General features: G+C 41.4%; 11 protein-coding genes. All 11 read right to left on the bottom strand.

Annotated elements, in window-relative coordinates:
- Positions 1–100: 100 nt before the first annotated feature.
- The 11 genes from WD019_RS01945 to dpaA all read right to left on the bottom strand — a co-directional run bounded on the left by WD019_RS01945 (position 101) and on the right by dpaA (position 12,340).
- A complete protein-coding gene (locus tag WD019_RS01945; RefSeq protein ID WP_425710470.1) occupies positions 101–1,165 on the bottom strand; it encodes a BMP family lipoprotein in 1,065 nt (354 codons plus the stop codon).
- A gap of 102 nt (positions 1,166–1,267) precedes the next feature.
- Positions 1,268–1,993 carry a GntR family transcriptional regulator gene (locus tag WD019_RS01940; RefSeq protein ID WP_026675819.1) on the bottom strand — a complete coding sequence of 242 codons (726 nt, stop codon included), beginning with the start codon at positions 1,991–1,993 and terminating at the stop codon, positions 1,268–1,270.
- Positions 1,994–2,176: 183 nt separating this feature from the next.
- Positions 2,177–4,501: a DNA translocase FtsK gene (locus tag WD019_RS01935; protein ID WP_425710469.1), complete on the bottom strand. Its 2,325-nt coding sequence runs from the start codon at positions 4,499–4,501 to the stop codon at positions 2,177–2,179.
- Positions 4,502–4,584: 83 nt separating this feature from the next.
- On the bottom strand, positions 4,585–4,818 hold the full coding sequence (locus WD019_RS01930; RefSeq protein WP_425710468.1) for a YlzJ-like family protein: 234 nt from the start codon (positions 4,816–4,818) through the stop codon (positions 4,585–4,587).
- Positions 4,815–5,552, bottom strand: a complete 738-nt coding sequence (locus WD019_RS01925; protein WP_026675822.1) for a ClpP family protease — start codon at positions 5,550–5,552, stop codon at positions 4,815–4,817. The genes WD019_RS01930 and WD019_RS01925 overlap by 4 nt, the downstream gene beginning before the upstream one ends.
- Before the next feature lie 108 nt (positions 5,553–5,660).
- Positions 5,661–7,331 carry a ribonuclease J gene (locus WD019_RS01920; RefSeq protein ID WP_026675823.1) on the bottom strand — a complete coding sequence of 557 codons (1,671 nt, stop codon included), beginning with the start codon at positions 7,329–7,331 and terminating at the stop codon, positions 5,661–5,663.
- A 190-nt stretch (positions 7,332–7,521) separates the two neighbouring features.
- Positions 7,522–8,391 (bottom strand): 4-hydroxy-tetrahydrodipicolinate synthase, encoded by an 870-nt coding sequence (gene dapA, locus WD019_RS01915; protein ID WP_425710467.1) that lies wholly within the window; start codon positions 8,389–8,391, stop codon positions 7,522–7,524.
- A 43-nt stretch (positions 8,392–8,434) separates the two neighbouring features.
- A complete protein-coding gene (dapG, locus tag WD019_RS01910; protein ID WP_026675825.1) occupies positions 8,435–9,658 on the bottom strand; it encodes an aspartate kinase in 1,224 nt (407 codons plus the stop codon).
- A gap of 18 nt (positions 9,659–9,676) precedes the next feature.
- Positions 9,677–10,726, bottom strand: a complete 1,050-nt coding sequence (asd, locus tag WD019_RS01905) for an aspartate-semialdehyde dehydrogenase (RefSeq protein ID WP_425710466.1) — start codon at positions 10,724–10,726, stop codon at positions 9,677–9,679.
- Positions 10,727–10,853: 127 nt separating this feature from the next.
- Positions 10,854–11,441 (bottom strand): dipicolinate synthase subunit B, encoded by a 588-nt coding sequence (gene dpaB, locus WD019_RS01900; protein WP_026675827.1) that lies wholly within the window; start codon positions 11,439–11,441, stop codon positions 10,854–10,856.
- Complete coding sequence (gene dpaA / locus WD019_RS01895; RefSeq protein WP_425710465.1) at positions 11,438–12,340, bottom strand: dipicolinic acid synthetase subunit A; 903 nt, start codon at positions 12,338–12,340, stop codon at positions 11,438–11,440. The genes dpaB and dpaA overlap by 4 nt, the downstream gene beginning before the upstream one ends.
- Between the last annotated feature and the right edge of the window lie 323 nt (positions 12,341–12,663).

Genomic DNA, 12,663 nt, shown 5'->3' with positions numbered 1-12,663 from the left:
GAGTGTTTCCTCACCCCTTAGATCTTTTCTGGTGTCAGAAGTCTAACCTTTTTTCATCATAAATAAAGGCTAGTATTCTACTAGCCTTTATTTATTTCCATTATTTTACCTTAAAATTCTTGAATTCAGCATCCGTTCCCGGAACTTTCACTTCACCTTTAATAATTTTTTGCTTGTATTCTTCAACGAGTTTTAATGCTTTATCCGTCACATGATCTTTATGGCTGGAAATTCCTACTCCGTTTTCTTTAAGACCGAAGTTTAGAACTTGTCCTCCCGGGAATTTGCCGTCCATCGTTTGTTTGGATACATCAAAAACAGCCTGGTCTACTTTTTTCACCATCGAAGTAAGTGTTACATCTTCTGGCAGACCTTCTTCATATTGATCGCGGTCTACACCGATCACCCATACTTTTTTGCCATTTTTCGCACGGTTTTTCGCTTCAGTGAATACACCATTTCCTGTCGCTCCGGCAGCCGGGAAAATAATATCGACACCTTTGTCATAGAACGTGTTGGCAATTTGCTGGCCTTTTTCCGCTTTATCAAACGCTTCAGCATATTGGACTTCGACTTCCGCTTTTGGATTGGCCGTTTTAACGCCCGCCTTAAATCCATTTTCAAAGCGTTTAATAACCGGTCCTGTTACCCCGCCGATAAATCCGACTTTACCCGTTTTTGTCTGGCTTCCGGCAATTAATCCGACAAGGAAGGAACCTTCTTGCTCTTTAAATAAAATGTTAGCGACGTTCTTTTGATTTTCAACAACGGAATCAACAAGCGCAAGATGTGCATCCGGCTTTTGTTTTGCTACTTTTTGCACATCAGCCTGCATTAAATAGCCGATTCCGTATACAAGGTCGTAATTTTCACGCACGAGCCGCTGCAAGTTCGGCTGGTAATCACTTGCGGATTGAGATTGCAAATATTTGTAGTTTCTATCTTTAGCAAGCCCATTTTCTTTCCCGAACCGCTGGAGCCCTTCCCATGCCGATTGGTTGAATGATTTATCATCAACACCGCCGACATCTGTAACCATTGCTACTTTAAAATCTTTCTTATCTTTTCCGCCTTTTGCTTCTTTAGAAGTATCGCTGCCACAGCCAGCAAGCATTACGCTTGCTGCAAGACCTACGCTCAATAAAGCTCCAAATTTCTTCTTCATTCAAATTCCCCCTGTTTTTTTAAAAAAATTTAAAACTAAGACCGATTGTTACTTACCGTTACAGTAGTCAATCACCCCCTAAATATGGATAGACGTCAGACCTTACATCCGCCTTCTAACGACTGTAAAATTGAACTTGTCCGCTTTAAAATAATTGCACGAATAAAGAATCGGATCATCGTGTTGATCGTAATGCATTTGTTTTAACACGAGAATGGCCGACTCCGGTGGACATTCTAAAATACCGGATATACGATCATGAAAGCCGAGCGGTTCAATTTTCGTTACCGCGTACATAATCCGGCGGTTGGCTTCCTTTTCAAGCAATTCGAGCAATGACTCATACTGGTGATGAACCATTTTATTCAAGTACATTTTTGGAATATGGTCCAAACAATAAACAACCGGTTCTCCATCTGCCGTTCTTACCCTTTCAATGACATGAATGTCGTCGCTTCCGCTCAAATTGAACTTCGTTATGATTTCATCCGTTGCCTGTTTTACACTCGAAGAAATAAACGTTGTTCCTGCTTTTTTCCCAGCTCTTTCAATCATATCGGTCACACTGAACAATTCTTCAATGCCCGATGAAAATAAGGCGCGAGTCCGAACGAATGTGCCGACTCCATGTTTCCGAATGACAACGTTTTCATCTTCGAGAATACGGAGCGCTTCCCGCAATGTCGCGCGACTGATTCCTAACTGTTTCGACAATTCAAATTCGGATGGAAGCTTTTCCCCTTCCTCGTAATACCCGCTTTCAATGTCGTCCTTAATTTTTTCAATTACTTTTAAGTACAATAGTCGATGATCTGTTTTAATAGACATTCGGGATACCACCTCTGGCCTGTTACAAAAACATTATTAATTTGTACGTTTTTTTAAATTTGTATCAGAATTTAGACATATTAGTAATATAACTGACAATTACTATATCATTTTTATGAAACGAAATAAATACTTTTTTTAAAAATATTAAAAAGACGAGTTCAATTATTTTTTGAACCCGTCTTATGAAGCGTCATGGTCTTCGGGCAGTGAAGAGACTAATACTTCTCTCGGTTTGCTGCCTTCATATGGACCAATGATCCCTTTTGCTTCCATCGCGTCTACTAGTCGGGCGGCCCTGGAATAGCCGATCCGAAATCTCCGCTGGAGCATGGACACAGAAGCGGTTTGCATATCGACAACAAGCTTAACCGCGTCTTCAAATAAATCATCTTCGATTTCAACGGTTTTTTCCGTTTCTTCCGTCGGTATCATCTCTTTTTGATATTGCGCCTTTTGCTGTGAAATGACAAATTCAACGACATTTTCAACTTCTTGATCAGATAAAAAAGCACCTTGAATGCGAGTTGGCTTCGATGCCCCTGACGGATAAAAGAGCATATCTCCGCGGCCGAGCAGCTTTTCTGCTCCCCCCATATCGAGAATCGTTCGGGAATCGGTTTGTGAAGACACGCTGAACGCGATCCTTGATGGAATATTTGCTTTAATAACTCCTGTAATGACATCGACAGAAGGCCTTTGTGTCGCGATGATCAAATGAATACCTGCAGCCCTTGCCATTTGCGCAAGCCTCGTGATAGCATCTTCAACATCACCTGAGGCAACCATCATTAAATCCGCTAACTCATCGACAATGACAACAATATAAGGCAATGTCGGCTGTTTTGCCTCACTTTCGCTATTGGCTCTCCGTATGCTTTCATTGTATCCCTCGATATTGCGCGTACCGCTATGAGAAAAAAGTTCATACCTTCGCTCCATCTCGCTGACCACCCGTTTTAAGGCCTGTGCGGCTTTTTTCGGCTCAGTGACGACCGGCGCTAATAAATGCGGAATCCCATTATACACATTTAATTCGACCATTTTCGGGTCAATCATCATCATTTTTACTTCATGTGGTTTCGCCCGCATTAATATGCTTGTAATAATTCCATTAATACAAACACTCTTCCCGCTCCCTGTTGCCCCTGCAACAAGAAGGTGCGGCATTTTTGATAACTCGGCGAAAATGGGCTCGCCTGAAATATCCCGTCCAAGCCCGATCGCCAATTTTGACGTTTGTTTTTTGAATTGTTTTGATTCAAGTACTTCCCGGAGTGTCACCATTGCGACTTCCTGGTTAGGCACTTCGATTCCAACCGCCGATTTTCCAGGTATCGGCGCTTCAATTCGAATTCCTTTTGCCGCCAGAGCAAGTGCGATATCGTCCGTTAATCCAACGATTTTACTTACTTTAACGCCAACATCGGGATACACTTCGTATTTCGTAACGGCAGGCCCCAGATGGACTTTAAGCACTTTTGCTTTTACACCAAAACTTTCAAATGTTCTTTCAAGTTTTTTCGCGTTGTGTCGGCTTAAAGCATATTGTTTATCTTTATGCTGGCCATTCGCAACCGGCGATTGAAGGAGATCAAATGAAGGCAATTCATAATTTTCATTTTGTTCAACGGCATCCTCAAAATTCTCCAATAGTTCTATTGGCTCCTCTTTCGCCTTGCCATTGTCCGATGAAGACTCTTCATCAAAGCCGTGGGAAGAAAATTTAAGCTGTCCAGTTTGCTCATCATGATCAAGATGTTTTGAAAAATCCTCAATAATCGGTTCATGCTCGTCCACTAAAACAATGGAAGAATCATCCTCTGATTCATCTTCTTTCTTTTTCTTATCTTTTATTTTAACGGATTGCTTTCGATTTTTCGTTGCTCTCTTCATGTTCTCGTATGTATGTTGCAACTTCTGCGCTGTCCCCTGAATCGCTTTAGAAAACACATCAGAAACCGATTTTCCTGTGATTAAAATAAATGAAATGATCATGACAAAAGCGATAACAATCGTCGTTCCTTTAACGTCAAATAAAAAATGGCAAAATGCAAATCCGATGGCGCCAATCATTCCACCGCCAAGGTCGGCTCCCGACGTTTTTCCAGAAAGCTGCATCCAATATAAATCCCATGTATTGCGAATAACTGAAGGATCGGCCCATCTTCCGCCTTCTGATAAATTGTTAAATAATTTAATATGGCTTAAAATCAATAACGATAAAAATAAAAGATAAACACCCGCAAGCCTTCTAGACCAAAAAACAGGCATTTTTCGCTTAATAATAATATATACGGAAACGATGAGCAGTCCGATTAAGAAAAGGCCGTACCATTGGCCGCCAAAAAAGCGCAAAAACTCGACAAATGCAAGGCCGACTTTCCCCATCTTTGAAAAAGCGAGCATCGTTAACGCGAGCATTAATAAACCGATCAGTTCATACGTTATTTGCTCTTTCCACTCTGCTTTTTTTTTCGCTGATTTTTTATTTCTTTTTTTTGCCATAGCCTCACCTCATGCAAACAGTAAAACTAAGTAAAGCAGCCAGAGGCTGCTTTACTTACGTTATCTTTCATTATAACATAATACTAACTTTTCATGTTCGGCATTGGAAAGCTTATTTTTTCTCCAGGTTGAAAGGATTGATCAAGAAAATGATTCGGATCCGTGCTTAAAATCCGAACGATGCGGCATTCACCCATTGAGAGATGTTCAACTAAAACAGGTACGTCATTATACACCATAACTGAATGGGTTTCCCGGTCATTTGTTTGGTCAAACGGAAAGATCAATTCACGTGGCATCATCGTATAGAGAATCATTGAACGACCTCTAATCCCTTATTTTTATTCTTGTCAATCAATTCATTCAGCTTGGCAATCGCCTGGCCGACGCCACCAACTTCATCAATCAATCCATCTTCAACCGCATGTTTTCCAATGACATTTGTCCCGATATCCCTTGTTAGATTTCCTTTTGAAAACATTAATTCTTTAAACTTTTCCTCTGAAATTTTTGAATGGCGAATAACAAAGCTGATGACTCTCTCCTGCATTTTATCCAAATATTCAAAGGTTTGCGGTACGCCTATGACAAGCCCCGTCAAACGAACAGGATGGATCGTCATCGTTGCCGTTTCTGCGATAAAAGAATAATCGGCACTTACGGCGATTGGAACACCGATTGAATGCCCTCCGCCAAGAACGAGCGATACCGTCGGCTTTGAAAGTGATGCGATCATTTCGGAAATGGCAAGGCCTGCTTCCACATCGCCGCCAACAGTATTTAAAATGATGAGCAACCCTTCAATTTTTGGATTTTGCTCAATCGCGACCAACTGAGGAATTAAATGTTCATATTTTGTCGTTTTATTCGTTGGCGGCAGTTGGACATGTCCCTCGATTTGACCGACAATCGTCAAACAATGAATATTAGAAGCTTCCATTTGCGGAATATTCGTTTGACCGAGCGATTGTATTTTATCAACAACTTCTGATTGCTGCCCGTTTGGACTTTGCGACTCTTGCTGTTCTTCATTGTTAAATTCGTTATCCACAACAAAACTCCTCTCATTTTTTTATAGTTTGAGCTTTGTTCATAAAAAAAATGCCCGCAATTTGCAGGCATTTTTTTTAGTCAAAGTAAAGCCAGGGTTAAAGCATTTTTATATCTCCATGATGATCGGCATGATCATTGGACGGCGTTTCGTTTTTTCAAATAAATAATAGCTTAAAGAATCCCGTATATTTGATTTTAATGAAGACCAGTCTTTCACTTTTTCGGTCATGCATTTTTCTAAAACTTCTTTTACAAGGGTGCCCGCACCTTTTAACAATTCTTCGCTTTCACGAACATATACAAAGCCACGAGAGATGATTTCTGGACCTGAAACAATTTGATTCATTACTTTACTAATGGTAACTACGACGACAAGAATGCCATCTTGAGATAAAAGCTTGCGATCGCGCAATACAATGTTTCCAATGTCGCCGACGCCAAGCCCATCTACTAACACATTACCCGCAGGAACCTTTCCAAATCTCTTTGCTTCTCCATTTGTAAATTCGACAACTTCCCCTTTTTCCAAAATAAATATATTTTCCGGTTGAACTCCGACTTCAATGGCTAAAGACTGGTGGGCTTTTTGCATGCGGAATTCTCCGTGAACGGGGAGAAAATATTTTGGCTTAATAAGATTGATCATTAATTTAAGTTCTTCCTGGCTGCCATGTCCGGACACGTGAACTTTTCGCTGTCCAAAAACGACTTCTGCGCCGGTACGCATCAGGCGATCAACAATTTTCGAAACAGCCATTTCGTTGCCTGGAATCGGAGTAGCAGCAATGATTACCGTATCCGTCTTTTTAATGGATACTTGTTTATGACTATTTGACGCCATTCTGGACAGTGCTGCCATCGGTTCTCCCTGGCTTCCGGTTGTTAAAATGACTACTCGTTCATCGGCGTAATTATTAATGTCGTCAATTGAAACAATGATGTCTTTCTCTACTTGCAAATAGCCTAAATCGATGGCTATATCGACATATTTGACCATGCTTCTGCCTGAAATGGCAACTTTTCTGTTTGTTAATATAGCGGCGTTCATCACCTGTTGAATGCGATGAATGTTTGATGCAAACGAAGCGATAATAATTCTTCCTTTTGCCTTATAAAAACAGTCGTTAATTTCAATTCCTACGGTTCTCTCAGACCCGGTCATTCCCGGTCTTTCCGCATTGGTGCTGTCAGAAAGGAGACAAAGCACCCCTTTACTAGCAAGTTCCGTTATTTTGCTAAATTCCGTATGAGACCCGTCGATCGGCGTATGGTCAATTTTAAAATCACCAGTATTCACTATAACCCCTTGTGACGTGTGAACAGCAATTCCTACGGAGTCCGGAATACTATGATTTGTGCCGAAAAATGAAATTTTAGCATGGTTAAATGTTAAGACCGTATTGGAATCAATCAATTGAAGCCGAGACGTTCGAAATATTCCCGCTTCTTTTAATTTGGATTCAACAAGTCCGAGAGTGAATTTTGTACCAAAAACAGAAACCGGCAATTTTTTTAATATGAAAGGAAGTGCACCGATATGGTCTTCATGTGCATGTGTTAAAAAAATACCCTGAACCCGGTCAAGATTTTCAGTAAGGTATGTAATATCGGGAATGACGATATCAATTCCAAGCATTTCCTCATGTGGAAACATTAACCCCGCATCAAGAACAAAAATATCTTCATTAACCTCCACCACATACATGTTCTTGCCGATTTCGCCCACTCCGCCCAGGGCGAAAACCCTGACTTTTTCTATATTTTGTTTTATTGTCAATGTTAAGATCCTCCCAGATGAATGAATAAAATAAAATCCGTTAATCCGTTCACGTCACTTGCATTTATTATAGCCTAAGTTGGAAAGGGAAGACAAGAAACAAGGGAACAAAATTGCTAATTGCAATTCTGTTCCCTTGTTCACATCGGCCAATAGCCGATTACAAAAAAGAAAGGATTCACCCTTCCTATTAGAGAGCTTGCATGACTTTAGATAACGAGGTTCTTTCCGCTTCATTTAGCGGCAATAGTGGCATTCGCACACCGCCGACATCCAGCCCTTTCATCTGCAGCGCAGTTTTAACAGGAGCCGGACTAGGAGCCTTGAATAATTCATTCATGAGAGGAAGTAGACGTCTATGAAGTTTTGCCGCCTGATCATTTTTACCATTAAGGAATAATGAGATCATCTCTTGCATGCTGTTGCCAATCACATGTGAAGCAACTGAAATAACACCTGCGCCTCCAATCGACAAAACCGGGAGTGTCACGCCATCGTCTCCACTGTACAATAGAAAATCGTCTGGCGTTTCTTCAATGATCCGGCTCATCTCATTTAGATCACCGCCGGCATCTTTAATAGCGAACACATTCGGAATTTTTGAAAGCTCAATGACCGTTTCCGCATTCATTCGGACAACTGTTCGTCCAGGGACATTATACGCCAAGATCGGTAATCTCGTTGCTTCACTAATTGCTTTAAAATGTTGTATAATCCCTTCCTGGCTCGGTTTGTTGTAATATGGAGTGACAATCATAATGGCGTCCACGCCAATTTCTTCTGCCTTTTTCGTTAATTCGATCGATGCCTTCGTATTGTTGCTTCCCGTACCGGCAATTACCGGTACGCGACCGTCCACGATTTTTACAACATGCTTAAATAATGCAACTTTCTCTTCTGTTGTTAACGTCGGGGATTCGCCCGTTGTCCCTGAAACGACGAGACTATCGGATCCATTATCGATTAAATAGTTTATAAGTTTTGTCGTTTTCGAAAAATCAATGTTTCCTTTGCTGTCAAATGGAGTCACCATCGCCGTACTAATCCTGCCGATATCCATTTAATTCACTCCTAAAAAACAATCGTATGAATAAGCAAGTCTCTTATTCATCTATTTTCTTATTAAGCTCAAAAGCTTGATGAAGGGCGTTTACCGCTTCTACTAATTTTTCCTGTTTCACAAGAACCCAGATGGTTGTATGCGAGTCTGCCGATTGCAGAATTTGAATATTTCTGGATACTAAAGCATCCACAATTTTTGCCGTTACACCAGGGACACCGGCAATTCCGGCTCCTACCGCAGAAACTTTAGCACAATGTCGCGTTACTTCTGGATGATATCCAATCCGCTTTAACGTTTCAATCGCTCGATCGGTCATTTCACCCATTACCGTATAGACAACACCTTTTGGGCTAATATTGAAAAAGTCAACCGAAATTTGCTCCCTGGCCATCGCCCGGAAAACATTTGTTTGCAGATCGTATTGGTCGTCTTTTGCCGTCACTTTAATTTGCGTCACATTAGAAACATGTGCGATCCCTGTAATAATCAGGTCTCTTACATCTCTTCCTTTCATGCCAGTGCCTGAAGTGACAAGCGTACCCGGTGAGTCTGAATAAGTGGAACGAATCCTCAAAGGAATTTTCGCCTGTTGGGCGATTTCAACGGCCCGCGGATGAATGACTTTTGCCCCTTGATATGCCATGTTGCAAATTTCCGTATATGTTACGACAGATAATGAACGTGCTTCACTGACGATTCTTGGGTCGGCCGTCATCACACCTTCTACATCTGTAAAAATATCAATATATTCGGCATTTAATGCAGCACCTAATGCAGAGGCTGATGTATCACTCCCACCTCTGCCAAGAGTAGCAATATCACCGATTGGCGTTTGACCTTGAAAACCGCTGACAACAACGACGTCGTTCGTTTCAAGTTCTTTTAACAATCGCTCACACTTCATATCGATAATTCTGGCATTCGTGAACTCATCATTCGTTCGAAATCCTGCCTGAGGTCCCGTCATGGCAATGGCCTTTAATCCTGACTGATTGAGAAGATTAGAAAAGACGACAGCTGAAATAATTTCACCACAGGAAAGAAGAAGGTCATGTTCCCTCTTCGTCACAAATGATTCCGATCCGCCTATTAGACTAAGGAGTGTATCAGTAGCGTACGGATCGCCGTTTCGTCCCATGGCCGAGACGACGCAAACAACTTTGTAGCCTTCTTTTTTTGCCCGCTCAACATGCTCAATTGCTTTCTCTCTGCCAATAGCGTCTTTTACGGATGTGCCTCCGAATTTTTGTACGATTACTTTCATTTAAAAAAACACCTTCTTTTACGCTTTCAGTAACCCTAGTTTAAGCAAACTTTCAGCAATTTGTACGGAATTCCATGCTGCACCTTTTAACAAATTATCAGAGACGACCCACATATGAAAAGCGTTATTGCGGTCCAGGTCTTTTCGGATTCTGCCGACAAACACGTCATGTTTTCCAACACAATTTGACGGCATCGGATAGATTTGTTCTTCCGGTGCATCCTCTAACGTTACGCCGGAAGCATTCGCCAACAAATTCTTGACTTCAGCGACATCAGGGCTTCCATTTTCTAATTCTACATAAACAGATTCGGAATGTCCTGTAATAACACCTAATCTTACGCAGGTTGCCGCTACTTCAAGGTCTGGCAAATGCATAATTTTTTTCGTTTCGTTAATCATTTTCATTTCTTCAAACGTAAATCCATTCTCCTGGAATTTATCGATTTGCGGAAGGGCATTAAAGGCAATCTGGTAATGCTTTTCGTCGCTTGCACATGGCAAGATTTCCGGAGTAAATGGCTCTCCTTCTAAAATCGCTTTCGCCTGGGCTTTCAATTCTTCAACCGCTTTTGCCCCCGCGCCCGAAACGGCCTGATATGTTGAAACGATAACCTTTTTAATGCCATATTTATCCGCCAGCGGCTTTAAAGCGACAACCATTTGTATTGTTGAACAGTTCGGGTTCGCAATAATCCCATTATGTTTCAATAAATCATCTTCATTCACTTCTGGCACAACAAGCGGTACTTCCGGATCCATCCGAAAAGCGCTTGTATTATCAATGACGATTGCCCCTCTTTTCACGGCTTCAGGAGCAAGTTCTTTAGAAATTGAGCCGCCTGCTGAAAACAAAGCAACGTCTACGCCTTCAAATGCTTCGGGCGTCGCTTCTTGGATCATTACCGGTTCGCCTTTAAATAGAACTTCTTTGCCACTGGAACGTTTACTTGCCAATAGGGATAATTTTCGAATCGGGAAATCTCTTTTTACCAATGTTTCTAACATTTGTTGTCCAACAGCGCCTGTTGCACCAACTACTGCTACATGTAAACCGTTTGATGTCATCTGTTATAACCCCTTCTTCTGTTGAAATGAATGGCATAAGGAGAAACTTCATCCGTTTCTCCTTGATTCATTATTTTTAATTCACATTGTATCATAATCTGCTATAAATGAAAGAAAATTTTTATCTTTACAGGCTCATTCTCAACACTGGTTGGAGCTGTTTGCCTTCTAGAGCGGCTTCAACCGTCTCGAGAAGATAATCCATATGGGCGACGAGAGAGTTCTGTTTTTTATATGGATCGTCCTGGCCAAATGGAACGAAATAAATGTTCTTCGCTGCCATAAGGCGCATAATATTGACTCCATTCAAGCCGAGCCCATCATTTGTCGATATGGCGAGAACAACCGGCTTTTGATTTCTCATCGTTGCTTTAGCGCCCATTAATACCGGCGAATCCGTCATCGCATTGGCAAACTTGCTGATTGAATTTCCTGTCAATGGAGCGATAACCATACAGTCCAGTGGAGTTTTCGGTCCAAACGGTTCAGCCTTCACAATCGAATCAACAGGTTCTTTCCCCGTAATTTCGATAATTTTTTGAATCCACTCGCCGCCTTCTCCAAAACGGGTCGTTGTGTTTTGAACGGTATGGGTAACAAATGGTGAAACATCGGCTCCAGCGTCAACTAACCGCTGAATTTGCGGAACGACTTCATGATACGTGCAATGAGATCCAGTTAATCCGAAACCAATGTGTTTCCCCTTCACATTCATGTTATTTTCCCCTTTCTCGAGAGAACATCTTCTTTTATTAATTGGGAGAGTACATTTGCGATAATTTTGCCTGCCGTTTTTGGGGCAACAATTCCGGGCAGTCCGGGTGCTAACAGCGCTTTTATGCCTCTTTTTTCCGCATAACGGAAATCCGTTCCCCCGGGTTTTGATGCGAGGTCGACAACCAGCGTATGTGATGGCATTTTCGTAATCACTTCCGCTGTTACAATTGGTGCGGGAATGGTGTTAATACAAACATCGGTATTGGCCACTTCATGTTTTAAATCATCAATATGAAAAGGCGTTAGACCCATTTCCGTAATTCTTGCAAAATGTTCCGACTTCCTCGCTCCAACTTTCACTTTCGCTCCAAGAAGGGCAAATGTCCGTGCGACACTCATTCCAACTCTACCAAGGCCTAGGACAATCGTATTTGAACCATGAATGGTAATGTCCGTATGTTGGATAACCATCATGATCGTCCCTTCAACTGTTGGAATGCTGTTATAAATCGCAACGTCATCCCGTTCAAACAGCTTTGTAAATCTCCTGTTGCTATTTTTTATACAATTGTCTAAATAGGAATTGCTTATCCCGCTATAGACATGGCAATGTGGCGGTGTTTGCTTTAAATATTCAGGTTTAAGAATTATTTTTTTATTGGAAAAGATCGTTTCAACCTCTCCGCTTAACCCTGTTCCACTCGTAGGCAGAATGATGCTATCCATAATCGAGAAGTTCACTTCATCAATATTGCGTTTAGAAGCCCCGGTGAATCCATGGTCCAATTGGTCATAGCCAACGAGTGTTAAGATGGCGTCTTCTTCTGTCAATTTGCGAATGACTTCCAATGTTCTAGCATCACCACCGACGATGGCAATTTGTAAATCAGTTAACATCCTTCCTCCCCTTTCTCCGTTGTTCCATTTTCAAAACAGGGGGAATCTTTAGTTGTTGAACATCTTATGTGATAAGTGCCTATTTGGTGACTGGTGCCCTGTCTATAAACAACGGTACATCCCGTTTTCTTTCTCTTCTTTAGTTAATTTCTTTATTTTCACTTGATCATTATATTCACTACGCAAAAACTGGTTAGAGTACACTAAACAAAGCAGCGCCTATTTTTTGTAAAAGGAACAAAATTGCTTAACAACTTTGTTCAGAAGTGGAGAAGTGAGATGTTGGATTTGTCGGAATCGGCGAATAGCCGATTCCAGTTATC

This window comes from Fictibacillus sp. Mic-4 (assembly GCF_049843615.1).
Lineage (GTDB): Bacteria > Bacillota > Bacilli > Bacillales > Fictibacillaceae > Fictibacillus_A > Fictibacillus_A gelatini.
The sequence above is the reverse complement of the archived record's forward strand: the minus strand, read 5'-3'. Positions and strand labels throughout refer to the sequence as shown.